The following is a 26,156-nucleotide window of genomic DNA, read 5'->3' as shown; positions in this document are numbered from 1 at the left end:
AACCGAAGGGCAGTTCGTGGCGCTGCACGGCCCGCCCGTCCCGGTAAGTCTTTGCGGCCAGACCGCCGGCCGGGGTATGCTTCCCGCGAGCCCCCGGCCCGCGCGGACGCCCATGAACGACACCGTCAAGATGTTTTTGATCTCGCTGATTACGGCCGTCCTGGTCCAGGTGCTGCTGGGGCCGCAGATCCAGCGGATGCAGCAGCAGCAGCACCAGGTCCCCGCGCCGGTGGCCCTGGCGCCGGCGCCGGTGCCGTCGGCGCCGACCCAGCCGTCCCCGCAGGCCCCGGCCCCGCCGACGGCGCCGGCCGAGGCGGCGATTCCCGCGCCGGAGTTCGTCGGAACGACGATCAAGGACGCCCGCAAGATCGCGGTGTCGCAGAGCATCATCATCATCCAGGACGGCGACCGCGAGGCGCCCGACAAGACCCCCGGCGAGATCCTCGAGCAGAACCCCACCGCCGGCACGATGCTCACCAGCACCCGCGAGATCCGGGTCATCGTCGCCCGCGCCCGCGAGGCCAAGGTCCCGAACCTGGTCGGCAAGCCGATCGCCGAGGCCAAGTCCACCCTCGCGGGCCTGGGCGTCGAGTTCACCGAGGTCCCGAAAGACTCGAGCAAGACCCCCGGCACGGTGCTGAGCCAGAAGCCCGCCGCCGGCGTCAAGGTCCAGCCCGGCACCAGCGTCGAGCTGACGATCGCCGCCCTGCCGCTGATCGAGGTCCCCGCCGTCACCGGCAAGTACCTCAACAAGGCCAAGACGGTGCTCAAGGACTCGGGCCTCGACGTCGGCGACATCAAGCGCGTCGAGCACGAGGAGCACGGCGAGAACTACGTCCTCAAGCAAGACCCTGCGGCGGGCGCCAAGGTCCCGTTCGGCACGACGATCACCCTCACGGTGGTCGCCCCCAACTGACCCGACGCCGACCCCTCTCGCCGAACCGCCGCCGCACCCGCGCCGGCGGTTCGCTCGCGATCGGGCCCTGCTGACGGCGTTCACGTCGCGCCGTCGACCGCGGCCCCTGGGCGGTCCGCGCTCGCTCGGCGGTTCGCGGGGGCCCCGACCTCCGGCTCGTCGCCTGCGACGAACCGCCGTCCGGCTCGCGCGGGCCCGGGATTTGCGCTTTACTCGCCTCCCTCATGGGCCGGATCGCCGCTCTCGTCCTCACCTTCGCCGCCTGCGCCGCCCCGCCGGAGGTCCGCACCACCCGCTTCGCCGTCGGCGGCATGGTCTGCCGCTCGTGCGAGGAGGGCATCTGCGCCGCCGTGCGCAAGCTCGACGGCGTCGAGGCCTGCTCGGCGGACCACGCCGCCGGCGCCGCCGAGGTCCGCCACGACCCGGCGCGCGCCCCGGCCGCCGCGATCGCCGAGGCGATCACCAAGCTCGGCTACACCGCGAGCCCGGCCGAGCCTCCGCCGGCGCCCTGACCTTTCGTACCTGTCCTTTCGCGCCTGTCTCTCACAACCTGGCCTTCACGACATGTCCTTGCCTTCCGAACTGTGCTGCCCGGCCTGCCGCGGCCCGCTCGCCGTCGAGGGCGTCGGCGCGGCCTGCCGCGGGTGCGACCGGCGCTACCCGGGCGACCGCGGCTACCTCGACTTTTTGCCCGACCTCGGCGCCGCCGCGGGCGAGGGCCTCGGCCCGCGGCTGATGCACAGCCGGGTGCTGGCCCGCGTGTACGAGCGGCTGTGGCGGCCCTTCTTCGTCACGGTGGCGAGCAGCGGCCTGCCCGACTACCGGGCCGAGTTCGAGGCGGTGCTGGCGGCGCTGGCCTCGGCGGAGGGCGGCGCGGTGGTCGACCTGAGCTGCGGCCCCGGCTTCACCGGGCGCAAGCTGGCCGAGTCGGGCCGATTCTCGCGGGTGTTCGGGCTCGACTGGTCGCTGGCGATGCTGGCCCGCGCGGCCGCCGACAACCGCGGGCTGATGCGGCTGGTCCGCGGCGACGTCGGCCATTTGCCCTTCAAGACAGGCAGCCTCGCCGGCGTCCACGCGGGGGCGGCCTTCCACGTGTGGCCCGACCCGCCGAGCGCCGTCGCCGAGGTCGCGCGGGTAGTCCGCCCGGGCGGGGCCTTCGTCGCCAGCACCTTCGCCCACACGAGCGGCCTGCGGCGCCACCTCGAGGCGGCGGTGGCGACCGTGGGCCAGTTCCACGTGTTCGAGGTCGACCAGCTGCGCGGCATGTTGAGCGCGCACGGCCTGGTCGACTTCGACTGCGAGCGGCGCGGCTCGCTGGTCCTCTTCTGGGCCCGCCGGGCCGGGGCCGCCGCCGCGTGACGGCCCCTCGCCGAAGCCCGGTCCCGAAGCGCGGCCCCCTCGCACGCCTCGACCCGGCGAACCTGTCCCCGCGGCCCTGTCCCGAAGCGCAGCCGAGCTCGTCGCCTCGTCCCCGCGGCGAACACGTCGCTCCTCCTCCGTCGATCGGAGCCCGCCGCGTGACCGCACCTCGCCCGCGTACCGTTCGTCTCCTCCGCCGTCGATCGGAGCCCGCCGCGTGACCGCCGAGCACCGCATCCGCGCGGCCGACGGCTGGCGTCTCTCGGTCCTCGACCTCGAACCCGCGGGCGCGGCGTGGGGCGTCGTCGTCGCCGGCCACGCCATGATGGTCGACCGCCGCACCCTCCTCCGCCGCGATCGCCCCTGCCTCGCCCGCACCCTGTGCGACGCCGGCCTGCGGGTGTTGCTGCCCGATCTGCGGGGCCACGGCGCCAGCGGCCCCGACCCCGCGCACGGCGGCGACTGGTCCTACGATCAATTGGTGGAGGACACGGCGGTCTACCTCGACCTCGCCCGCCGCCTCGCGCCCGACCTGCCGCTGGCCACTCTCGGCCACTCGCTGTTCGGCCACACGACCGCGGCCTGGTGCACCACGGCCGCCGCGCGCGAAGTCGCCCCGGCGGCGCACGTGGCCCTGTGCGCCGACTTCTGGCTGCCCGGCACCGACGATCGCCGGCTCGTGTGGCGGCTCAAGCGACTGCTCATGGGTCTGGCCACCTGCTCCACCGGCGTGCTCGGCTCCTTGCCGGCGCGCCGGTTCGGCGTCGGCAGCGCCGACGAGGCCTACACCTACTTCGAAGACTTCCGCCGCTGCATCGCCGGGGACGGCTGGCGGGCGCGCGACGGCCACGACTACCGGGCCGGCCTCGCCGGCGTCGAACTCCCGGTCCTGCTGGTCACCAGCGAGGGCGACCGCCTGGCCCCGCCGCGCACGGCGGAGCGCCTGTGGTCGCCTCTCCCGCGCCGCACCACCTGGCGGCTCGGGCCCGCCGGCGCCACCGACGAGGACGGCCGCGCCTTGCCCGAGCTCGCCGGCCTCGGCGCCCCCGGCCACATGGCCGCCGTCACCGACCCCGCCAGCGCGCCGCTGTGGCGGGCGATCGCAACCTGGCTCAAGGGCCAGCTGGTCGCCTGAGCCGGCGCGGCTGTGCTATCCCCAGCCGGTGCTCCCGCGCGACGACCACGGACGGATCTTCCTGAAGGGCGTGCCCCGGCCGCAGCTGCTCGAGTGGGCCGGCGCGCAGGGCTTGCGCCCGGGCCAGGCCGACGCGCTGTGGGCCGCGCTCTACCGCAAGCTGCGGTCCGACTTCGCGACGATGCCCGAGCTCGACCGGGCCGCGCGCGACGGCCTCGCCGCGGTCGCGCGGCTCGACGTGCTGCGCCTCGAGGCGGTCAAGCAGGCGGCCGACGGCACCAGCAAGCTGGTCTTTCAGACAGACGACGGCGCGGCCGTCGAGTCGGTCCTGATCCCGGGACCCGAGCGGGCCACCCTGTGCGTGTCGAGCCAGGTCGGCTGCGCGATGAACTGCCAGTTCTGCCTGACCGCGACCATGGGCCTGGCGCGCAACCTCAGCGCGGCCGAGATCGTCGACCAGCTGGTGATCGCCCGCCGGCGCTTCCCCGACGTGTGGATCTCCAACGTCGTGTTCATGGGCATGGGCGAGCCGCTGCACAACCTCGACCAGGTGCTGCCGGCGATCGCCGTCATGGTCGACGACCACGGGCTCGGCCTGTCGCACCGGCGGGTCACGGTCTCGACCTCGGGGCTGGTGCCGCAGATCCGCCGGCTCGTCGCCGAGAGCCCGGCGCAGCTCGCGGTCAGCATCAACGCGACCACCGACGAGGTCCGCGACGCGATCATGCCGGTCAACCGCAAGTACCCGCTGGCCGTGCTGTTCGCGGCGCTGCGCGAGCTGCCGCTGGCCCGGCGGGCCCGCGTCACCCTCGAGTACGTGCTGCTGGCCGGCGTCAACGACAGCCTGGCCGACGCCGAGCGGCTGGCCGAGCTGGTCCGCGGGCTGCCCTGCAAGCTCAACTTGATCCCGTGGAACCCCCACCCGGGCAGCGAGTTCCGCCGGCCCGAGCCGGAGCAGGTCGCGGCGTTCAAGGCCCATCTGCAGGGTTTGCGGCTCAACACCTCGATCCGGGCCACGCGGGGCGACGACACCATGGCCGCGTGTGGGCAGCTCGGCCGGGCCCCGGCGGAGTCCCCGCGGCGGACCCGGCGCCCCCATGGGCTCCCCGTGATCGCATCCTGATCTCCGCCCGCGCTGCGGGCTCGCCGCAGCCCCGCGGGTGGGGTCCGGGCCGCCAAAACGCCGTCCTGCGCGGAGAAATCGGCCTCTCGCGGCGAATTTCTCGACGGACTTGCCCCTTGCGGCGGGCCTCGGCGGTTCCCACGGCCGCGGCTTGTGGGGTACCATGACAGCAGGCGCGTGAGCGCCGCGTCCTCCCTCGAGACACGCCCAGGATGTTCGACCCCTTCAAGAAGCTCAAGCTGGCGAGCGCCTTCCTCGGCGTCGCGGAAGATGCGGTGCGGGCCGACGCCAACCTCGAGCTCGGCGACTTGTTCGGCCGTCTCGACATCCGCAGCCTCGGCCTCGACGTCGCGCGCCTCCTCGATCAGGACGGGGTCCGTCCGCTCTACGACAGCCGCTACCTGCCGCAGCCGGAGCCGCTCGACCGCCTGCACGCGTACGGCGAGGGCACGCTCGGCCGCGAGGTCGCCCGCTACTTGCGGGCGCAGAAGCAGCAGCGGCTCATCGGCCCTCCGGCCGGCTTCGACTTCCGCGACCCCGCGGCCTACCTCGCGCTGCGGGTCCGCATGACGCACCCGATCATCCACGTGCTGACCGAGTACGACGGTAGCCCTCTCGGCGAGCTCGCGGTCCAGTCGTACTACGTCGGTCAGCTCGGCAACTTGATGAGCGGCGTCATGATCTCCTCGGCGCTGCTGCAGATCACCCGCGACATGCCGGCCAAGCTGGGCGACGCGCTGGCGATCCTCGCCGAGGCCTACCAGCGCGGCCAGACCGCCAAGCCGTTCCTCGGCATCGCCTGGGAGGAGCTGTGGTCGGCCCAGGTCCCGCAGCTGCGCGAGCTCGCCGACCTCGTGCCGCGCAACTCCAACATCGCCATGCTCGACCTCGACGCCGCCGAGCCCGAGCCGGCGCCGCGCGTCAGCCTCAGCGGCTTCGGCGGCGGCGCGTCCGAGGTCACCCCGCTGCGCAACGCCGTCGCCGCGCCGGTCGAGAACCGGGCCGAGCCGCGCGGGCGGCCGGTCTCGCAGTCGTCGCTGCTGGCGAGCTTCATGGCCCTGGCCGAGCAGGCGCAGGAGCAGGAGAAGCAGGCCCAGGCCCAGCCGTCGCGGACGCTCGAGCCCGAGACGGAGGACGGCGAGGCCGAGCCCGAGCTGGTCGACCCGTCGCCGCGGCACGTCGCCAAGCCCCCGCCGCCCCCGCTGCGCGTCCAGCCGCAGCCGACGCCGCAGCCGCCGCGGCCGCCGTCGAAGCCGCAGCCGCAGCCCGGCTTCTCCGTCGAGGAACCTGACCCGAAGATCATGCCGGCGATGTCGCCGGACGATCCAGACTTCTTCTGAGCCGCCATGCCCGCCCGTCTTTCGCCTGAAGCCCGCGCCGCCGCTCTCGCCGCTCTGCCCGGGTGGCGCGAGGTCGAGGGGCGCGACGCCATCTTCCGCAGCCTCCGCTTCGCCGACTTCCGCGCCGCGTTCGGCTTCATGGCTCAGGTCGCTCTGGTGGCCGAGCGGATGAACCACCACCCCGAGTGGTTCAACGTCTACAGTCGCGTCGACGTCACCCTCAGCACCCACGACGCCGGCGGGCTGACGCGCCTCGACGTCGAGCTCGCGCAGGCGATCGACCGGATCGCCGCCACGCTACCGCCGCCGTCGCCGAGCGAGTAGGCTGGGCGCCGTCATGCGCCGCCTGCTCCTCGTCGTCGCTCCGGCCCTCGTCCTCGCCTGCAGCGGCGCGACGGGCACCAGCAACCCGCCCGCCGGCAAGCCGGTCCCGTCGACCGAGCCCGCGCCGGCCGAGAGCGACAGCGCCGGGTTCGCCACGCCGCAGGGCGCCGAGGAGCAGCCCCGCGGCGAGCCGGTCCAGGCCGAGGCCTCGCCCGAGCTGGCCGCGCGGATCAAAAACAAGTTCGGCGAGCGCTGCCGCTTCGAGCGCGCCTGCGGCGACCTCGTCGGGGTCGACTGCGAGTCCGCCGTCGACGGCCCGTACCACTACGTCCGCCGCGACTCGCTCGAGATCGTCAGCCAGTGCGGCGGCGCCTGCCGCCGCGGCTGCACCGATTGCCCGCCCAAGGCCTGGACGTGCCCCACCTACTGACCCGGCCGCCGTCGCCGCCGATTCGGCCCTTCGCGGGCGTCGCGGCGAGCCTCGACGCTCGGCTCGCGGCGGTCGGCCAGGCCACCTCGTCGCGCCCGCTGGTGACGGGGCGGCGGAGCGCTTCTTCCCGTCACGCGCTCCGCCGCGACCCCGAGCGGACCCGCCGCCGGGCCACGCTCGATCTTCCCGCCGCGCGCGCCGGCGCGGCGGACCGAGCGGCCCCGGCCACGAGATCGGGCCACGGGCCGCCGGTGTGCGCCTGGCGGCCGCGGTCTGCGGGCGCACGCCGGGGGGGCGACCTGCCCCTTCGAACCTGCCCTTTCGCACCTGTCCCTTCGCACCTGCTCAATCCGACCTGTCTTTTCTAACCTGTCCTTTCTGACCTGTCCTCACGGAGCCCTCGACCATGTTCGTCCTGCCCCTCGCCGAGCGCATGATCCGGCGGCGCCTCCTCTCGCTCGGGATCGCCAGCCAGTACCACGCCACGCCGCAGGGGCGGCTGCACTACTACGAGGCGCACGGCGACGGCGAGGCGCCGCCGGTCGTCATCCTCCACGGCTTCGGCGCCAGCGGCAGCAGCTTCGCGCGGGTGATCGCCATGCTGCGGCGGCGGGTCGGCAAGATCTGGGTCCCGGAGGCGCCCGCGCACGGGTTCAGCTCGAGCGCCAGCGAGCGGCTCACCGTCGACGACGCCTACGCCGCGATGGCGCACTTCCTCGACGCGCGGCTGCGCGAGCCGGCGATCCTGTTCGGCAACTCGCTCGGCGGCGCGTTCGCCATCCGCTACGCGCTCGAGCGCCCCGAGCGGGTGCGCGGGCTGCTGCTCGCCTCACCGGCGGGGGCGCTGCTCGACGCTCAGGACTTCGCGGCGTTGACGGGCAGCTTCCGCGTCCGCTCGCTCGGCCAGGCGCGCGATCTCCTCGACCGCCTCTATCACGAGCCGCCCTGGTACAACACCCTCCTGGCGCCCGACATCCTGCGCCGCTTCGCGCTCGGTCCGCTGCGGCACTGCCTCGAGTCGTTCCGGCCCGAGCACATGTTCACGGCCGACGAGCTGGCTGCCCTAAGGCCGCCGACGCTCATCTTGTGGGGTCGGTCGGAGCGGCTGCTGCCGAGCGCCTCCCTGGAGTTCTTCCGCCGGGCCGTCCCCGCGCACGTGCGCATCGAGGAGCCGGACGAGTTCGGCCACTGTCCGTACCTCGACCGCCCGCGCGCCGTGGCCGACCGGATCGCCGCCTTCGTCGACGAGCTGAGGTGAATCGCCCGCGCCCTGCGCCCGCGGGACGGGCCGCGGGTGCGGACCTATCCGCTTTAACCCTGCCGGGGCGCCGCAGGCGCCGCCTCCGGTTCTCCCGCAAGCGGTGCTAAGGTGGCGTCGTGGCTCATCCCGGCGTGGTCTTCCTCGACGACGACAAGGATTTGCGCGACTTGTTCGTGGATGTGGTCGCCTTGCTCGCCGAGCGCGAGTGTTTGACGGTGGGCAGCGTCGACGAGTTGGTCCACAACCGCAAGCAGGTGCTCGGCGCGGACCTGGTGATCCTCGACATCAACCTCGGGCCGGGCCTGCCGAGCGGGCTCGACGCCTACAAGTGGTTGCGGGAGCAGAACTACCGCGGCCAGGTCGTGTTCCTCACCGGTCACGCCGCCTCGCACCCGCTGGTCGCCGAGGCGCGGCAGTTCGCCGGCGTGCGCGTGTACGAGAAGCCGCTGCCGGTGCCGACGATCGCCCGCCTGCTCGAGCGGGAGCCCGATTGAAGACGCACGACTTCGCCGCGCTGCACGCCCGCCACGTCTGGCGCGGCACGCTGATCGCCGCGCTGCTCAACGCGTGCCTCTACCCGCTCGACATCCTGCGCGGGCGCGACATCGGGCCCGCCCCGTGGTGGCCGGTGTTCGGCGCCAGCGTGGTCGGCTTCCTCATCGCCGCCTTCATCCTGGTGATCCACCGCCGGCGGCCGCAGAGCGTGCTTTTGGGCTCGACGCTCTTCATCGTCAATCAGGCCGCGATCCTCGTCTCCGCCGGGCTCATGGGCCCGTACCAGCTGCAGGACCCGAACCTGATCCCGTTCCAGGTCCACAAGCTCGGCACGCTGACCGTCGCCATCCTCGCTCCCGAGCGCTGGGTCGGCCTCCTCTGCATCTTCGCGTTCGCGCTGATCCCCGTGATCCAGTTCGGTCGCCTCGACCCGGCGCTGCAGGGCCGCATCGACACCAGCGAGCCGCTGGTCATGCTCGTCTACGGCGCCGTGGCCGCCGTGCTGCTCCTGTACCGCCTGCGCGGCCTGGCCACCGAGCGCGCGCTCGTGCAGGCCCAGACCGAGGCCGCCGACGCGCGACGCACCGCCCGCCTGCTGCTCGCCGTGCGCGACCTGTCGAACACGCCGCTCCAGGTGATCGCGCTCGCCAGCGCCGCCGTGCGCCGCCGCAACCCCGACCTCGGTGAGCCGCTCGACCGCCTCGACCGCGCGCTCGAGCGGCTGCGCGCGCTGCACCAGCCGCTCAAGGCCTACGAGGCCGACCTCGAGTGGCGCCCGGGCGACGAGTCGATCGACGCCGAGGCGGTGCTCGCCGCCGCCGAGGTTCAGGCCCGGGCGCGGCGCTCGAGCGCGGCGGTCTGACAGGTCCCTCGGGACATGTCCGAAGGGCGGGCCGGCGTCCGCTCCCTCGGGATCCCGACGAGGCGTCGCGCGAAGGCGGGCGCCGGCACCAGACGCCCGCTCGCTCGAGCGCCCGCGGAACAACATGGCTTTTGGAGCATGTCCTTCGCGCCATTCGCATCAGGACATGCTCTGAAAGACAGCCTGCCGCCCGGGCCCATGACCCCTCGATGCCGCGGATCGCCAGAATTGCGTCCGCGAGGCGTCACCCGGCCGAGCCTGTCCCGCAGGACATCCCCTGCGGCGCCGACCGCGAGCGCCCGCTCCCGCAGCCGCCGTCTCGCGTGCCCCCGTGCTGCGCGAGCCGCCGCCGCGGCGCGCATCACCGGGCCGATGCTGTCCCGCCGGACAGCTCTTTGTAACTCGCCCCTCGAGCGCCGGCGCCGGCTCGTGGAGCCGGCGCCGTGGGCCCGGTGGCCCGCCTCCGCGAGGCGCGTCACCCGGGCCGAGCCTGTCCCGCGGGACAGCTCACTGCAGCTTGAACTCGATGCGGCGGTTCTGCGACTTGCCCTTGGCGGTCTTGTTGTCGGCGATCGGCTCGTCGGGGCCGGCGCCGCGGGTCGTGATCCGGCCGGAGTCGACGCCCTTGTCGACCAGGTACTGCTTGACCGCGTCGGCGCGCCGCTTCGACAGGTCGATGTTGTGGTCGCGGTCGCCGGTGCTGTCGGTGTGACCGCTGATCTCGACCTTGACGTCGGGGAAGTCCTTGAGGACCTTGACCGCGTTGTCGAGGGTCGGGCGCGACGTCTTCTTGATCGTGTCCTTGTCGACGTCGAAGAAGATGCCCTTGATGACGCCGGTGAACTTGGTGACCTGCTTGGGCACCTCGTCGGCGCAGCCGTCCTGGTCCTGGTACTGGTTCTTGGTCTCCGGGATGTCGGGGCACTTGTCCTCGGCGTCGGGGATCCCGTCCTTGTCGCGGTCGGGCGGCGGGCAGCCGTCGGGCGCGACGCCGGGGACGTCGGGGCACTTGTCCTTGCTGTCGAGGAAGCCGTCGCCGTCGCTGTCCTTCTCCGGGCAGCCGTCGGGCGCGACGCCCGGCTCCTGCGGGCAGGCGTCCTGGCTGTCGAGGAAGCCGTCGCCGTCGCTGTCGGGCTCGGGCGTGGCCAGGGGGCAGCCGTCGGGCGCGACGCCCGGGGTGGTCGGGCACTTGTCGACCTTGTCCTTGAAGCCGTCGCCGTCGCTGTCCGGATCCGGCGCCGGAGCCGGCTTCTTCTTGTTGAGGACGATCGACAGGCCGAGCAGGACCTCGAGGTGGTTGGTGCGGCCGCCGTCGGTGCGGTACTGCGCCGTCGCGTTGTCGCGCACGTCGAGGCGGAGCAGCAGGCGCTGGTTGATGTAGAACTTCACGCCGCCGCCGAAGTGCAGCGTCGGGTCGATGTCCTTGCCGAGCCCGCTGGTGCCCATGAGGCCGTAGCCGATGAGGGCGAACGGCGCGATGCGGTAGGGCAGCTGGAGGATGCCGTAGCCGCGGAACATCCCCAGCACCGCGCTCTGGCCCGAGGTCGCCGTCTTGGTCGGCGCCACGCCGCCCTCGATCTCGAGGCCGAGGAACGACAGCGGGTAGTAGCCGAACCGCAGGCCGATGTCGGGCGCGACCGTCTTGTACGACTGCCAGGTGACGCTGGGGTCACTCGGGTTGTAGAGCTCGTGGTCCTTGGCCGGCAGCAGGATGCCGCCGTAGATGCCGAGCTCGAGCTGGTTGCGAGTCGGGCGGTGGCGCTTGATCCACGGGGTGTTGTCGCCGTCGGCCGCACGGCCCTTCTTCTTCGCCTTCTTCGACGCGTTCGCGTCGGCCGACGCACCGGCTGGCGAGACCGACACCGAGCCGCCCGCGGCCGCGCCAGCGGGCTCGGCCGCGCGCGCGGTCGAGGAGATCGAGAGGGCCATGGCTGCCACGACAGAGAAAGAGAATTTGGACATGGTCGAACCCACGCTGAGACGACTGCCGTCACATGCACCGACGGCGGCCAGGTTTGTACATAAGATCCGCGGCGCTGCCTAGCCGAATTAGTCGCGAACGCGACGACGCGGATCACACCGGGCCCAGCACGGACCTCCGCAATCGCGACCTGTACGATGCGACATGTTGCCCTTCTGGCGGCCCCTGACTGGCGTTTTGCGAGCAATTGCGGCGCGACCACCACGATTCGTGCGGGCGCCCGCTCCGCGCCCGCCCGCGCCCGCCCGCGCCCGCCCGGAACCTCGGGACATGTCATCGTGAGCGCGAGGTGAGCGCCCACGCGCCGAGGTCTGCTCGTGCGTGTGTGCGTGAGCGACGACCTCGACGCGCTTGACGCCTCGGCACGGCCGCGCTCACCATCGCCGCATGCTTCGAATTGATGTGCGAACCAGCTTGGTAGGCGGCCTCGGCCTGCTCGCGCTCGAGGGCTGCGGCAACGTGTGCGGCGACGACGGCCTCGTTTGGAATCAGGCCGACAATCCGGCGTGTCAGCAGGTCACGGCGAGCGAGAGCGACTCGGACACGACGACCGAGACCACGACCAACGACCCGACCGACACCACGCCGACGACGACGATGGACACGCCGACGTCGACCATGGGCATGGGCGAGATGTGGTGCAAGGACGCCGACGGCGACGGCTTCGGCGACCCGACGATGTGCCAGCCGGACATGTTCCCCGGGTCGGTGCCCAACGCTGACGACTGCGCCGATGACAACGCCGACGCGTTCCCGGGCTCGGCCGAGAACGACTCGATGACCGCCTGCATGGAGGACGCCGACGGCGACGGCTGGGGCGACAGCATGCCGCCCGAGGGCGTCGAGCCGGGCACCGACTGCGCCGACGACAACGCCAACGCGTACCCGGGCGCGGCCGAGGCCGAGTCGATGACCGCCTGCATGGAGGACGCCGACGAGGACGGCTGGGGCGACGACATGCCGCCGGAGGGCGTCGAGCCGGGCACCGACTGCAACGACGACAACGGCACGATCTTCCCCGGCGCGGCCAAGGACCTGCCCGCCGATCAGTGTACGCAGGACTCCGACGGCGACGGCTCGGGCGACAGCATGCCCGACGATCCCGACGTCCCGCCGGGCAACGACTGCGCCGACGAAGACCCGTCCACCTTCCCCGGCGCGGCGCCCAACGACAGCCCCGAGGCGTGCATGACCGACATGGACGGCGACGACTGGGGCGACGACATGCCCTCGGTGCCCGAGGCCGTGCCCGGCACCGACTGCGCCGACGACAACCCGAACGCCTTCCCCGGGGCGGCCGAGAACGACTCCGAGAGCGCGTGCATGGAGGACGAGGACGGCGACGGCTGGGGCGACGACATGCCGCCCGAGGGCGTCATGCCGGGCACCGACTGCGACGACGCCGACGCAGCCACCGGCCCCGGCGTGGCCGAGAACGAGGTCGACCCGAACGTGTGCCAGACCGACGCCGACGGCGACGGCTGGGCCGATCCCGACCCGGACGACGACGGCGCCGTGCCCGGCACCGACTGCGACGACAACGACGCGTTCACCTTCCCCGGCGCCGCGCCCAACGACGACCCGACGGCGTGCATGACCGACGCCGACGAGGACGACTGGGGCGACATGATGCCCGAGCCCGGCGTCGAGCCCGGCACCGACTGCACCGACCGCGACCCGGCCGTGCACGAGAACTGCGCGCGCTGCAACCCGAACGAGGTCAAGTGCGTCGACAAGGACCTCCACACCTGCAACGAGCAGGGCACCGCCGAGGACGTCCAGACCTGCGAGCACGGCTGCGACGACGACGGCCTCAAGTGCTGGGACCCGCTCTCGGTCGAGGCCGGCGACAGCATCTGCGTCGACCTCAACATGCCCGCGCAGCTCAACGCGGTGGCCATGGGCGGCGACGGCAACTACGCCTACAACTGGACCCCGGCCGACACCCTCGACAACGGCACGATCGCCAACCCGACGGCGACCCCCGTCGGCCCGACGACCTACACCATCGACGTCAGCGACGGCGAGGGCAACATGGCCTCGGACAGCGTCACCGTCTACCTCAAGAACCAGACGCTGCTGCTCGACCCGGACATCTGCGAGACCTACGACTTCCCGGACGAGGCCGACGCGGCCACCAACTGGGTGTGGAACGACAACACCAAGACGCTGTGCCAGACGATCAACGGCAAGAGCGCGGCGCTGTTCTGCGGCTGGGACCTCGACAACGCCACCATCACGGGCTCTTTCCAGGTCACCGACGACGCCAACGACGACGACTGGATCGGCTTCATGTGGGGCATCCAGGACACCGACCACTACTACCTGTTCTCGTGGAAGCAAGCGACGCAGGACTTCGCCAACTGCGGCGGTCAGCTGCCCGCCGGCATGCAGGTCAAGGTCATCGATGTCGCCGACCCGATGAACGACCCGCAATCGTGCGCCGACCGGCTCCAGCCGGCCGACACCGCCAACTCGAAGCTGCTCGTGCCCGTCGGCGAGTTCTCGACCATGGGCTGGACCGAGGCCACCGAGTACACTTTCGAGCTGACGCACAAGGCGAGCGGCGAGATGACGATCGTCATCCGCCTCAAGGCCAACAACAACGTCGTCGCCATGAAGACCTTCATGGACACGACCTACGCCAACGGCAAGTTCGGCATGTACACGAAGTCGCAGATCAACGCCTGCTTCTCGAACTTCGTCGCCAGCTGCGTGGAGTGAGACACAGGTCCTGAGGGACATGTCCCGCGAGGCCGCCGCGTCGCCCGACGCGGCGGCCTCTCCGCTTGGGTCCGCGCAGGACGAGGGCCGAGAAAAAGGAAAGGCGCGCAGGCCAGAGCCTGCGCGCCTCTCAGGATGCGCCTCTTTTACGTTGCACCTCCCTTCGCTAGGGGACGCGACCTCGCAGGGGGGGAAGGAACGGCGATCAGGCCGACTTGACCGCGATCTGGCGCGGCTTGACGCGGCTGGCCTTGGGCAGGGTGAGCTCGAGCACCCCGGCCTGCAGCTTGGCGTCGATCTTGGAGGCGTCGACCGTCTCGGGGATCGAGAACCGGCGGACGTAATCGGCGGCGGTGAACTCGGCGCCGAGGACCTCGCCGTGGTCGATGTCGGCCCGCGACGCGCGGATCGTCAGCTCGCCGTCTTCGAAGCGGATCTGCACGTCGTCGGTCTTCACCCCGGGCAGGTCGGCGAGCACCAGGTACTCCTCCTGGTTCTCGTAGATGTCGACCGGCGGGGCCACGACGGGGCGACCGCGGGTGCTCTCGGCGGCCGGCGTGTTCGGCTTCGACTGGGTCACTTGGGTGGTGGTCTCTTGAGACATGGCTGAAAGTTCTCCTCTCGTGATCTCGTGGGGTCGCGCTCGCTCAGGCCGCCTTGACCGCGATCTGCTTCGGCTGCGCCTCGGGGTGCTTGGGCATGGTCACCACCAGGAGCCCGTTCTTGAGCTCGGCGTTGACCTTCTCCACGTCGATCCGGGCCGGCAGCGCGAAGCTGCGGGAGAAGCGGAGGTCGCCGCGCTCGCGCCGGTGCACGGCGTAGCCCTTGGGGGCGTTGGCCTTGCGCTCGCCGCTGACGGTGAGGCTGTCCTGCGTGGCCGACAGCTGCAGCTCGGCGTCGGTGAGGCCGGGCACCTCGGCGACCAGGACGAACGCGTCCTTGGCGTCGCGCAGGGCGGCGCGGGGGAAGGCCAGCGCCTGGCCGCGGCCCTCGGTGTCGGCGAACTCGCGCAGCGCCTGGTCCATGCGCCGGCGGAGGCTGTCAAAGGTGCGCAGTGGGTCGTTGAAGTCCATCCAGTAGCTCAGCATGGTCGTGTCTCCTGTGTCGCTCTCGTCGGTCTTGTTGGTGCGGTCGAGCTCCGCCGCGCCCCCCGTCGCGCGGGCACGTGGCGTCCCGCGGATCGGTGGTAGAGTGGTGGTGAACACCCGAGCCCTCGCGGGGCTCTCGGCGGCCTCGGCGGGTCGTCCCGCACCGGCGCTGACAAACTATTGCCGGGTCCTCGAGTGTCAAGGGCGCCACGAACCGGCGCGACGAGGTGCGACCAGGCTCACGCGCGCCCGACGCCGGCGCGCCTGTGCCCGTCGCCCGCTTCGCTGTCCGATGAGGCCGGCGCCCGGGTCAGGCGCCGTCACTGTCAGAACTCGAGCCGGACGCCGAGCGACGGCAAGATCGGCAGGCCGGTCTGCAGCTGGCGCTGCTGCAGGTTGTACGAGTAGACCCACGCCTCGCCGTTCTGGCGGTTGTAGACGTTGATGATGTCGAGATAGAAGTTCGCCGTCACGCGCTTGAAGGTGAAGCGCTTGTCGACGCGCAGGTCGAGCTGGTGGAACGCCGGCAGCCGCTCGTCGCGGCCGAACCACGGCTCGTAGCCGTCCTGGACGAAGGCGCTGTCGAAGTAGGCGACCGACGGGTTGCCGCTGACCAGGCGGAAGCGGCCGCCGATCTGCCAGCCGCGCGGCAGCTTGTAGACGGCCAGGACGGTGAGGATGTGCGGCTGGTCGAAGCTGAACGGCCGATACTCGGCGCCGGGCCGGGCCTGGATCAGGCTCTTCATCAAGGTGTAGCTGACCCACCCGAACAGCCGCTTCGTCAGCGCCTTGCGGACCAGCAGCTCCATGCCGAAGATCTGGCCGATGCCCTGGTTGGCGAAGTTCTCGAGCCGGATGTCGCCCGAGACCGGGTCGCGCATGAGCACGCTCGAGGACGTCGAGCGGTCGAACACGTACTTGTAGAAGCCGGTGACCTCGGCCTCGACGCCGACGCTGTCGAACACCTGGGCCACGCCGACGCTGGTGTGGACCGCCCGCTCGATGCCGGAGCGCGGGTTGCCCCACACCGGCGCGAGGCTGATGAGGTCGGGGATCTGGCTGTAGAGGCCGACGCCGCCCTTGATCGCCGTGTTCTCGCCGACCTGCCAGTTGAAGCGCACGCGCGGGTCGACGGTCGCCTTCTTCACCTGCAGCGCGTAGTAGGTCATGCGCGCGCCGGGGTAGAGCGTGAAGCGCTCGCCGAGGCCGATCGTCGCGGTGGTGTAGATCGCCGGGGTGGCGTAGTTCTGGCCGACGTCGGCGACGTTGTAGACGCCGGTGTCGCCGGTCCCGGCGGCCGCCGGCACGCTCGGCGCGCGCGCGCCGATCTCGTAGCGGCCGGCCTGCAGCTCGGTGCCGATCCGGATCGCCGAGCGCGCGCTCAGCTGCCGCGACGCCTCGGCGCGCCAGCTGAACTCGTACTTGGGGAAGTTGAAGGTGAACAGCCCGCCGAACGCCCCGGTCAGCGACTGGTAGTTGATCGACGGCGTGACCAGGAAGTCCCACGGGCCGTCCTGCTTGCGGTACACGAGGTCGAGGCGGTGGAACAGGATCGCCGTGCGCGCCTGGTTCTCCGAGCCCGTCATCGTCTCGTTCGGGCCCTGCGCGATCACCCGCAGGCGGTCGTCGGAGCCGAACCACCGCACCGACAGCTCGCCGCCCCCGACCGGGTAGTCGAACAGGAATTGATAGTCGTAGTAGCGCGGCGCCTGCGACAGCCCGAGGCCGATGTCCTTCGGCAGCGCGGCCTTGAGGATCGCGTCGACGTAGCTGCGGCGGAAGCTGGTGACGAAGCTGCCCTTCTTGATCGGGCCCTCGAGCATGATGCCGGCGTCGAACACGTCGGCGTCGACGTAGCCGTGGTAGCCGTCGCGCCGGCCCTTGCGCGGGTTGACGTTGATGATGCCGCCGATCGCGTCGCCGAACCGGCTGTCGAAGTTGCCGGGGATGAAGTCGATCTGCGCCAGGATGTCGGAGTTGAAGGTCGACGACAGCGCCCCGAAGTGGAACAGCTGCGGGATCTCGTGGTAGCCGAGGTACGTCTTCGAGTCGCCCGGCGCGGCGCCGCGGATGATCAGGAGGCCGAGGCCGAACGGCGCCCGCGCGACGCCGGGGAAGTTCTGCAGCGACTTGAGCGCGTCGCCCTGCGTGCCCGGGAGGTTGTAGATCTCCTCGGGCGTGATCGTGCGCCGCGCGACCTCCTCGCGGGCGTCGCGGCGCTGCTTGACCACCGTGCGGAACGGGTTCGACACCAGCCGCCGCGCGTAGTACTTGACCTCGAGCAGGTCGCCCTTGGCGAGCGCCTCGACCACCTCGTAGCGGTCGAAGCCCTGCGCGAGGGCGATGATGCGGATCTTCCCGTCGGGCACGCCGCGCAGCTCGAAGGAGCCGTCGGGGGCGGTCTCGGCGCGCATGGTCCAGGCCGGTTCGGGCTCGTCGCCGTAGATCTTTTTATTGACCTGTCCCACCGGCCAGTCCGGCGGCGCCGGCACCACGAGCACGCTCGCGCCCGAGACCGGGACGCGCTGACCGGCCTCGAGCAGCACGCCGCGCAGCCGGACCGGACCTGTCCCTTGGGACTGCTGAGCGGGTTCGCCCGCGTCGGTCGCGGGTTCGCCCGCGTCGACCTCGGGCGGCTGTTCCGCCGGCTCCGGCGGCAGCGGCGGCGGGGCGGCGATGTCGATGCCGACCTTGAGCACGACCTCGATCGGGCGGCCCTTGTAGAGGCCCGGCGTGTAGCGCAGCTGGGCGACGGCGGACTTGGCGAGCGCGTCGAGCTCGGGGTGGACGCCCTGGACGACCTCGAGCTCCTTGGGGACGCCGTCGACGCCGACCACCAGCTTGACGACGACTTGACCCGAGGGCGGCGCGGGCATGCGCCGCAGCGCTTCGGGGTACTCGAGCTCGACGCTGTTCTGCAGCACCGGCTGGACCAGCTCCGCCGGGTCCTGCGCACGCGCGGAACCGGCGTGCAGCGCCGCCGCGAGGGTCAGCACCGCGCCCAGCCCACGCAGGCCGGCGGTCCCGATCCGGAGGCAGGCGAGGCGGCGAGGTCGCGGGCGCAAGCGGCAGGAGCATGCTCCAAGCCCGGCGCCCCTGGCTAGTGCCGCCGAAGCCGGGCGCGCGGGGGTGCCCCACGGGCGTGCGCCGGGCCGGGAAGCCGGGGCCCCAGCTCCTGCGTAATGTCTCGTTCCCGGCTTGCCTCGGCGGGCCGCCGGACAATCGTTCGATCGCGGGGTCGAAAGCCGCGCCGACGCGGCAAGGCCGCTTGCCCCCGGTGGTACACTGGTATCCGCTCCATGCGGCCCCTTGGCCGCGCAGCTCCGCTCCCATGCGCTCCTTCGGCTGGCTTCACTTCACGGACCTCCACCAGGGCCTCGAGGCCCAGGGATGGCTGTGGCCCGGCGTACGCGAGGTCCTGCTGGCCGACCTCGAGAAGCTGCACGCCCGCTGCGGCCCGTGGGACCTGGTCCTGTTCAGCGGCGACCTGACCCAGCGAGGCAGCGCCGCCGAGTTCGCGCGCCTCAACCAAACGCTGCAGCAGCTGTGGGATCACCTCCGCGCCCTCGGCTCGACCCCCGCCCTGGTCGCCGTCCCCGGCAACCATGACCTCATCCGCCCCGACCCGCGCCGCCCCGAGTCGCTGGTGCTCGGCCGCTGGGACACCTATCCCGAAGTACAGGTCGAGTTCTGGCGCGACGCCAGCTCGCCCTACCGCGCCCTCGTCGACCAGGCGTTCGCGCCGTACAGCGAGTGGCTGAAGAGCCACCCGTTCACCGGGCTGCAGCTGCAGCGCGGCATGCTGCCGGGCGACTGTTCGGCGGTGCTGGCCAAGGACGGGCTCAAGCTCGGCATCGTCGGCCTCAACAGCGCCTTCTTGCAGCTCGGCGACGGCGACTACACCGGCAAGCTGGCGCTCGACGTGCGCCAGCTGCACGCGGCCTGCGGCGGCGACGGGCCGGCGTGGGTCAAGGAGTGCGACTTCGCTCTGCTGATGACGCACCACCCGCCGAACTGGCTGCAGGCCAAGGCGCGCGACGAGCTGATGGGAGAGATCGCCCCGCCCGGGCGGTTCGTCGCCCACATCTACGGGCACATGCACGAGCACGCGAGCAGCGTGGTCGCCATCGGCGGCGCGCAGGGCCGGCGTGAGCTTCAGGGCAGCTCGCTGTTCGGCCTCGAGGTCTACGGCGGCAACGTCGACCGCCGCCACGGCTACACCGCCGCGCGGATCACCGTCGACGACAAGAACGAGGCGACGCTGCGGCTGTGGCCGCGGGTGGCCAAGAAGCACGCGGCCGGCCACTGGCGCATCGTCCAGGACCTCGACGCCTTCGAGCTCGGCGACGACCAGGGCACGCGCCCCGAGCCGCTGCCGCCGCCGCGGCGGCGCCCCCGCCCCCGCCTCCGCCGCCGCCGGTCAACCCTGCCAACCTGATCGCCACGGGGCCTGTCCCTTCGGCCAGCACGTCCGGCTCGCACCCGTCGATCTCGCAGACCGCCCCGATCCCGCTCGGCGTGATCACCTCGCTGTCGGGCGGGGCGCCCGGCGACTCGGGCATCTTCTACTCGTCGATCGCCGCCCGCGTGCAGCCGCCGGGCGCGCCCTACAACATCAACTGGCACGTCCACCGCGCCGAGGAGGAGCGGACCGCGCTCAACTACCTCGACCAGCCGGGCGCGCCGGTCGTGCTGTGGGGCCCCGACAAGTTCGGCAAGACCTGGATGTCGCAGTTCCTCACCGACATGGTCTACCAGGCCGACGGCGGCGCCTGCCGGGTGGTGGCGATCAACCTCGACACCTTCGACTACGAGTCGCGCAGCGACTACGCCAACTTCATCCGCGAGTTCGCGTTCCAGATCGTCGGCTCGATCGGCGGCCCCGAGGACTGGGTGCCGACCTTGTGGAAGTCGCCGGGCAGCGTCAACCAGAAGCTCGGCCGGCTGATGCGGGACAACGTGCTGCCGCTGGCGAGCACGCGGGTGATCCTCGCGCTCGACCGCGTCGACGCCGTGTGGGGTCTGCCGTTCAAGGACGACTGGTTCGGCATGCTGCGCGCGTGGGCCGAGGACCCGCGGCTCGAGAAGCTGCGGCTCGTGCTCGGCATCAGCACCACGCCGCGGCGGCTGATCGAGCGGACCACGCAGTCGCCGTTCAACCTGAGCCCGCCGATCGTCCTCGGCGACCTCACGCGCGACCAGGTCGAGACGCTGTCGCACCTCTACGGGCTCGAGTGGACGCACCAGGACTACACCGAGCTGATGAGCCTCGTCGGCGGGCACCCGTACCTCGTGCGCCTGGCCATGCACAGGGCCAACCTCGCCGGCGGGCTGTCGGCGCGCGAGCTGCTGGCCGAGCCGTCGAACCTGTTCGACGACTTCCTCCAGCGCTACGCGCGGCGCCTCCACCTCCACCCCGAGATGATGGCCGGCGTGAAGCGGCTGCGCAGCGACTCGCTGGCGGAGCTCGACAGTGACACCTCGGCCGCGCTCGAGAGCAGCGGGATCGCGGTCGAGGAGAAGGTCGGCTTCTACCGCCTGCGCTACCGGCTGTACGAACGGCTGCGGCCATGACCCTCGCGCGTCCGAACTCGGGCGGCCCGGGCCACCACGGCGCCCAGTTCCAGGTCGGCGGCGCGGTCCAGGCCGGCGCCTTCTACATCGAGCGCAAGGCCGACCGCGAGCTGCTGTCGGCGCTGATGCGGCACGAGTTCTGCTACATCCTCGCGCCGCGGCAGATCGGCAAGACCAGCCTGCGCGTGCGCGCGGCCAAGCGGCTGCACGCCGGCGGCGTGTGCTGCGTCAGCATCGACTTTACCAACATCGGCTCGACCCTGGTCTCGATCGACGACTGGTACTTCAGCATCGCCGTCGAGATCGCCGAGTCGATCGGCCTGCCGAGCCCCGAGCTGTTCTGGAGCACCCACCAGAACCTCACCCCGGTCCACCGCTGGTACCGCTTCCTCCGCAACGAGCTGCTCGACCGCACCGACGTGCCGATCGTCATCTTCATCGACGAGGTCGAGTCGGTGCTGGCGCTGCCGTTCAGCTCCGACGACTTCTTCGCCTCGATCCGCTCGGCCTACAACCTGCGGGCCGAGGACCCGGCCTACGAGCGCCTCACCTTCTGCCTGCTCGGCGTCGCCGCCCCGGCCGACCTGATCTCCAACTCGGTCCGCACCCCGTTCAACATCGGCCGCGAGATCCGCCTCGAGGACTTCTCGCGCGGCGAGCTCGACGCCTTCCGCCCGGGGCTCGAGGGCCTCGGCGGCAGCCCCGACGCCCTGCTCGACGCCGTGTACGCCTGGACATCTGGCCATCCGTACATGTCTCAAAGGCTATGCGACGACCTGGTCCGGCGCGGCCCGGTCAGCGACAAGACCGAGGCCGAGCGGGTCGACGACTCGGCCTACACCCTGTTCGTGCGCAACGGCCGGACCGCCGACGCCAACCTCGCCTACGCCGAGAAGCGGCTCAACGCCAACGCCTCGCGGGCGCGGGCGCGCGACATGCTCGACCTGTACCGGCGGATCCTGAGCGGCGAGCCGGTGCCGGCCGAGCCGAACAACCCGGTGCAGATCGAGCTGCGCCTGACGGGGCTGGCGGCCGAGGCGCGCAGCGAGAAGGGCGACATCGTGCTGCGGGTCCGCAACCTCGTGTTCGCCGAGGTCTACGACCACAAGTGGCTGCGCGAGCGGGAGAAGGAGCAGCGGCTGGCCGAGTTCGTGGCCCGCTGGGACAGCTCGGGCCGGCACGACGACTACCTCTTGCGCGGCGCGGCGCTGGAGGACGCGCTGGCGTGGTCGCAGGGTCGCAGCGACCTGACCCTCGGCGACCACGAGTTCCTGCTCGCCGGCCTCAACTTCGCCCGCCGCGAGGCCGAGGCGCGCCACCGGCTCGAGGAGGCCGCGCGCATGCAGGAGCAGGCCCGCCTGGCCGCGCTCGAGGAGCAGCGCAAGGCCGAGCGCGAGCGCTACCGGGCCGACATCGAGCGAGAGCGGCGCGAGCGGGCCGAGGAGGGCGCCGTCTCGCAGCGGCGCACGATCTCGATCCTCACCGGCACCGTCGCCGCCCTCGGCCTGCTGCTCGCGGTGACCGTGCGGCAGTTCGTGGTCGCCGAGCAGAGCAAGGACCAGCTGTCGCGGATGTCCGAGCGCCGCAGCGAGGACGCCCGGCTCGACCGCCTCGGCGCCGACGCCCTCCTCTACGCCCAGCAGCCCGGCAAGGAGCGCGACGCCCTGCTCACCGCGATCAAGGCCGCCGCCGACGCGCTCGCCCGCGACGGCGAGGTCCCGCCGCGGGTGATGCAGGGCCTCGCGGCCGCGGTCGCCACCCCGGTCCAGCGGCCGCTGGTGCTGCGCCACGCCGAGGCCGTCCACGGCGCCCACTTCTCGCACGACGGCACCCGCGTGCTCACGGCCAGCAAGGACGGCACCGCCCACCTGTGGGACGCCGTCTCGGGCAAGACGATCCGCGTGCTCGAGCACAACGCGCCTGTCCTTTCGGCCAGCTTCTCGCGCGACGACACCCGCATCTTCAGCGTCGGCGCCGACAAGATCGCGCGGCTGTGGAACGCCGCCACCGGCGACAACCTCGAGGAGTACAAGAACGTGTCCGTGCCGCCGCAGCGGATGGTCGCCGGCCTGTCGGACAACGGCTACAGCGTCTACTTCCTCGGCGTCGACCGCGGCGCGCACCTCGTCGACATCCGCGGCAACAAGGCCCGGGACCTGCCGCGGACCCAGAGCGGCAACGTCACCGCGATCGCCCTGGCCGACGGCGACGCGCTGGTGGCGACCGGCGGCAGCGACGGCGTGACCCGCCTGTGGGACCTCGACACCGGCGAGCTCAAGACCGAGCTGAAGCGGCACAAGGGCACCGTCGCGGCGGTGCAGTTCTCGCCGCTCGGCGACCGCCTCGTGACCGTCGGCGAGGACGGCGACGCGCGGGTGTGGACCACCGCCGGCGCGGCGGTCGCCACCCTCGAGCACGGCGATCCTGTCCTCGGGGCCAGCTTCTCGGCCAGCGGCGACCGGGTGCTGACGTGGAGCCTGGCGCGGGCGATCGTGTGGTCGAACGCCGGCAAGCAGCTGGCCAGCCTGACCGACTCGCGCGAGCTGCTCAAGCAGGCCGCCTTCTCGCCCGACGACCGCCGCGTCGCCACCGTCGGCGCCGGCACCGGCGGCGGCGCCGGCACCGCGGTCAAGCTGTGGGACCCGGTCAAGGGCGAGGTCGCGGCCACGCTGACCGGGCACACGGAACAGGTCCTTTCGGTCAGGTTCTCGCTCGACGCCTCGCGCGTGCTGACGACCAGCGAGGACAACACCGCGCGGCTGTGGAACAGCGCCAGCGGCCAGCCGATCGCCACCCTCGAGGGTCACACCGCCGCCGTGCTGGCGGCCGAGTTCTCGCCCGACGGCGCCCGGATCCTCACCGTCGGCGGCGACAACACCGCGCGGATCTGGGACGGCTCGCTCAACAACGCCGTGCCGACCCTCAAGGGCCACGGCGCCTCGGTGCGGCTGGCCCGCTTCTCGCCCGACGGCAGCCGGATCGTCACCACCAGCGACGACAAGACCGCGCGGCTGTGGGACGTCGTCAGCACCCGCAACATCCGCACGCTCGAGGGTCACGCCGGCCCGGTGGTCGCCGCCGTGTTCGCCGGCGACGGCTCCGGCCGCCTGCTCACCTGGGCCGAGGAGGACTCGAACCTGCGCCTGTGGGACGCCACCACCGGCGACGAGGTCGCCGTCCTCGGCCACGCGGGACATGTCCTCGGGGCCAGCTTCTCGCGCGACGGCACGCGCATCGTCTCGGCCGGCGCCGACGACACCCTGCGCATATGGGACGCCACCACCGGCGCGGTCGTCGGCGAGCCGTGGCAGGGCACGCGCGGCCAGCAGGCGATCGCCGGCTTCGCCCCCGGCGGCCGCTACGTCGTGCTCGCCAGCCGCGACAGCAACACCGCCCAGCTGATCGACGCCGAGGCGCTGCGCTTCATCACCGACCTCGTCGGTCACAGCGCGCCGGTCGAGGGCGCCGTGTTCTCGCCCGACGGCGAGACCGTCGTCACCATCAGCGCCGACCACACCGCCAAGCTGTGGGTCGCCCGCTACGGCAGCGAGATCGCCACCCTCGACCCGGCCGCCGGCGCGATCGCCTCGGCCGCGTTCTCGCGCGACGGCGGCCGGCTCGTCCTCGCCACCGCGCGCGACGCCTGGGTGTGGTCGATGTCCGGCCCCGACGACCGCCCGCACGTCCTCGCCACCTTGCTCGGCCACTCCGCCTCGCTGCTGCACGCCACCTTCTCGAACGACGGCCGGCGGATCGTCACCGCCTCGTCCGACAACACCGCCAAGCTGTGGGACGCGCCGGTCGACTCGTCCAACTACGACCTGCTGGCGACGCTGCACGGCCACGCCGCCGCCGTCAACCACGCCGAGTTCTCGCCCGACGGCCGCCTCATCGTCACCGCCGGCCGCGACGGTCGCATCAAGCTCTACCCGACCTCGGTCGAGGACCTGCTGCGCAAGGCCTGCGAGGAGCTCGCCCCGCACCGCGACGACTTCGAGCAGGTCGAGGCCGACTGCCGCCTCGCCGGTATCTGAGAGGACCTGTCCCCCGGGACAGCTCGCCGGCTCGCCGGCCGCGCCCGGTGCGACATGTGGGGCGCCCCCGCCGAGCACATGTCCCCAAGGCCATGTGCGCCCGCGCCCGCGCTCGCCGCTGTCGCGGCGCTGGTACGATGGCTGCGATGAAGACCCTCGCCCGCTGCGCGACCCCGGCCCTCGCGGCCATTACCTTACTGTCCCTTTCCGCCTGCGGCGACGCCGTCGCCACCACCGACACGCTCGAGCCGTCCTCGACCACCACCGACGGCAGCACGACCGAGCCGGGGACCACCGACGCCCCGACCACCGGCGTCCCGACCACGACCTCCGACACCGACGACGGCACCGCCTCCGACGGCGACTCGACCACCACCGGCGATCCGTCGACCTCGACGACGACGACCACGAGCACGGCGACGACCGACGACTCGACCACCACCGACGGGAGCACCGCGCCGGCGTCCGAGTGCGGCAACGGGCTCGTCGAGGACGGCGAGGAGTGCGACGACGGCGGCGACAACGGCCCGAGCCAGGCGTGCCTCGCCGGCTGTGTGCTCAACGTCTGCGGCGACGGCGACCAGGGCCCGGGCGAGGGCTGCGACGACGGCAACACCGCCGATCGCGACGGCTGCAGCGCCGCCTGCGTCAGCGAGCTGTGCGGCGACGGCGTCGTCCAGGCCGGCCTCGGCGAGCAGTGCGACGACGGCAACACCGACGCCGACGACGGCTGCAGCGCCGCCTGCGTGCTCGAGAGCTGCGGCGACGGCGTGCTGACGATGGAGCTCGGCGAGCAGTGCGACGACGGCAACACCGCGGCCGAGGACGGCTGCAGCGACACCTGCGCGATCGAGGCGTGCGGCGACGGCGTCACCCAGGCCGGCCTCGGCGAGACCTGCGACGACGGCAACACCGACGCCGACGACGGCTGCGGCCCGACCTGCCAGGTCGAGGCGTGCGGCGACGGCGTCGTCCAGGCCGGCGAGGACTGCGACGACGGCAACGACGTCTCCGGCGACGGCTGCAGCCCGACCTGCGAGGTCGAGGTCCTGTCGCTGTGCGGCCCCGGCCAGGTCAGCCTGCTCGTCAACGAGGGCTTCGAGTCCGGCGCGCTCGCCCCGTGGACCACCAACGGCGGCGTGGTCGTGACGATGAACCCGCACGACGGCGTGTGGGCCGCCGAAGCGAGCGACAACTGGCACGTCCAGCAGACCTTCGCCGCCACCCCGGTCGCGCAGCTCGTCAGCGCCGACTTCTGGACCTGGCACGACGCCGCCGACAACCCGGCGATGTACGTCGAGTGGGGCTACGCCGACAACACCGTCGGCAGCACCTTCTATTCCAACCAGCAGCTGGACGGGTGGGTCCTGCACGACATCCTCCCGCTGCTCGACGGGAGCAAGTCGCTGACCCGCCTGCAGGTCTGGGGCTACACCGGCGGCCAGCCGCTGCCGGACATCACCCGCTTCGACAGCTTCCGCCTGTGCCGCGACCTGTGAGCGCCGCGCTC

At 72.3% G+C, this 26,156-nt stretch carries 20 protein-coding genes; 16 read left to right on the top strand and 4 right to left on the bottom strand.

Translation table 11 applies throughout. The annotated features are described in order from the left end of the window. The first annotated feature begins 112 nt into the window (after positions 1–112). From NAEX_RS29160 to NAEX_RS29110, 11 genes are all read left to right on the top strand, one after another. Positions 113–916, top strand: coding sequence for a PASTA domain-containing protein (locus NAEX_RS29160; protein ID WP_170136096.1), 804 nt, complete (start codon positions 113–115; stop codon positions 914–916). A gap of 224 nt (positions 917–1,140) precedes the next feature. Next, a complete protein-coding gene (locus tag NAEX_RS29155; protein WP_096330752.1) occupies positions 1,141–1,428 on the top strand; it encodes a cation transporter in 288 nt (95 codons plus the stop codon). Positions 1,429–1,480: 52 nt separating this feature from the next. Continuing rightward, positions 1,481–2,275, top strand: coding sequence for a methyltransferase domain-containing protein (locus NAEX_RS29150; protein WP_096330751.1), 795 nt, complete (start codon positions 1,481–1,483; stop codon positions 2,273–2,275). 217 nt (positions 2,276–2,492) lie between these two features. Continuing rightward, the gene (locus NAEX_RS29145; RefSeq protein WP_096330750.1) at positions 2,493–3,410 is read left to right on the top strand and encodes a serine aminopeptidase domain-containing protein; all 918 of its coding nucleotides are present in this window, start codon (positions 2,493–2,495) and stop codon (positions 3,408–3,410) included. A gap of 28 nt (positions 3,411–3,438) precedes the next feature. Then, positions 3,439–4,533 (top strand): dual-specificity RNA methyltransferase RlmN, encoded by a 1,095-nt coding sequence (gene rlmN, locus NAEX_RS29140; protein WP_170136095.1) that lies wholly within the window; start codon positions 3,439–3,441, stop codon positions 4,531–4,533. A 212-nt stretch (positions 4,534–4,745) separates the two neighbouring features. After that, positions 4,746–5,873, top strand: coding sequence for a Coq4 family protein (locus NAEX_RS29135; RefSeq protein WP_096330748.1), 1,128 nt, complete (start codon positions 4,746–4,748; stop codon positions 5,871–5,873). Between the two features lie 6 nt (positions 5,874–5,879). Next, complete coding sequence (locus tag NAEX_RS29130) at positions 5,880–6,197, top strand: 4a-hydroxytetrahydrobiopterin dehydratase (RefSeq protein WP_096330747.1); 318 nt, start codon at positions 5,880–5,882, stop codon at positions 6,195–6,197. Between the two features lie 13 nt (positions 6,198–6,210). Then, complete coding sequence (locus NAEX_RS29125) at positions 6,211–6,627, top strand: hypothetical protein (RefSeq protein ID WP_096330746.1); 417 nt, start codon at positions 6,211–6,213, stop codon at positions 6,625–6,627. 406 nt (positions 6,628–7,033) lie between these two features. Then, positions 7,034–7,885, top strand: coding sequence for an alpha/beta fold hydrolase (locus NAEX_RS29120; RefSeq protein WP_096330745.1), 852 nt, complete (start codon positions 7,034–7,036; stop codon positions 7,883–7,885). Positions 7,886–8,004: 119 nt separating this feature from the next. After that, entirely contained in the window at positions 8,005–8,382 is a 378-nt protein-coding gene (locus tag NAEX_RS29115; RefSeq protein ID WP_096330744.1) for a response regulator, read from the top strand. After that, positions 8,379–9,245 carry a hypothetical protein gene (locus tag NAEX_RS29110; protein ID WP_096330743.1) on the top strand — a complete coding sequence of 289 codons (867 nt, stop codon included), beginning with the start codon at positions 8,379–8,381 and terminating at the stop codon, positions 9,243–9,245. Before NAEX_RS29115 ends, NAEX_RS29110 begins: the two co-directional genes overlap by 4 nt. 507 nt (positions 9,246–9,752) lie before the next feature. Here NAEX_RS29110 and NAEX_RS29105 read toward each other — a convergent pair. Continuing rightward, positions 9,753–11,174, bottom strand: a complete 1,422-nt coding sequence (locus tag NAEX_RS29105) for an OmpA family protein (protein WP_143825647.1) — start codon at positions 11,172–11,174, stop codon at positions 9,753–9,755. A gap of 466 nt (positions 11,175–11,640) precedes the next feature. Between NAEX_RS29105 and NAEX_RS29100 the strand changes: the two genes are divergently transcribed. Then, positions 11,641–13,950 carry a hypothetical protein gene (locus NAEX_RS29100; protein WP_096330741.1) on the top strand — a complete coding sequence of 770 codons (2,310 nt, stop codon included), beginning with the start codon at positions 11,641–11,643 and terminating at the stop codon, positions 13,948–13,950. A 205-nt stretch (positions 13,951–14,155) separates the two neighbouring features. Here NAEX_RS29100 and NAEX_RS29095 read toward each other — a convergent pair whose 3' ends face one another. The 3 genes from NAEX_RS29095 to NAEX_RS50855 form a co-directional block, all read right to left on the bottom strand. After that, positions 14,156–14,554, bottom strand: coding sequence for an Hsp20/alpha crystallin family protein (locus NAEX_RS29095; protein ID WP_096330740.1), 399 nt, complete (start codon positions 14,552–14,554; stop codon positions 14,156–14,158). 43 nt (positions 14,555–14,597) lie between these two features. Next, positions 14,598–15,038, bottom strand: a complete 441-nt coding sequence (locus tag NAEX_RS29090; RefSeq protein WP_096333769.1) for an Hsp20/alpha crystallin family protein — start codon at positions 15,036–15,038, stop codon at positions 14,598–14,600. Positions 15,039–15,364: 326 nt separating this feature from the next. Beyond that, positions 15,365–18,103: an energy transducer TonB gene (locus NAEX_RS50855; protein ID WP_096330739.1), complete on the bottom strand. Its 2,739-nt coding sequence runs from the start codon at positions 18,101–18,103 to the stop codon at positions 15,365–15,367. Between the two features lie 266 nt (positions 18,104–18,369). Here NAEX_RS50855 and NAEX_RS29080 point away from each other — a divergent pair, with 266 nt between their 5' ends. The 4 genes from NAEX_RS29080 to NAEX_RS29065 all read left to right on the top strand — a co-directional run bounded on the left by NAEX_RS29080 (position 18,370) and on the right by NAEX_RS29065 (position 26,145). Further along, positions 18,370–19,476, top strand: a complete 1,107-nt coding sequence (locus NAEX_RS29080) for a metallophosphoesterase family protein (RefSeq protein ID WP_170136093.1) — start codon at positions 18,370–18,372, stop codon at positions 19,474–19,476. A gap of 80 nt (positions 19,477–19,556) precedes the next feature. Next, complete coding sequence (locus tag NAEX_RS29075) at positions 19,557–20,612, top strand: AAA-like domain-containing protein (RefSeq protein ID WP_170136092.1); 1,056 nt, start codon at positions 19,557–19,559, stop codon at positions 20,610–20,612. Further along, positions 20,609–24,646, top strand: a complete 4,038-nt coding sequence (locus tag NAEX_RS29070) for an AAA-like domain-containing protein (protein ID WP_096330736.1) — start codon at positions 20,609–20,611, stop codon at positions 24,644–24,646. The genes NAEX_RS29075 and NAEX_RS29070 overlap by 4 nt, the downstream gene beginning before the upstream one ends. A gap of 146 nt (positions 24,647–24,792) precedes the next feature. Continuing rightward, the gene (locus tag NAEX_RS29065; RefSeq protein WP_100792849.1) at positions 24,793–26,145 is read left to right on the top strand and encodes a DUF4215 domain-containing protein; all 1,353 of its coding nucleotides are present in this window, start codon (positions 24,793–24,795) and stop codon (positions 26,143–26,145) included. The last annotated feature ends 11 nt before the right edge of the window (positions 26,146–26,156 follow it).

This window comes from Nannocystis exedens, assembly GCF_002343915.1.
Classification (GTDB): Bacteria; Myxococcota_A; Polyangia; order Nannocystales; family Nannocystaceae; genus Nannocystis; species Nannocystis exedens.
The sequence above is the reverse complement of the archived record's forward strand: the minus strand, read 5'-3'. Positions and strand labels throughout refer to the sequence as shown.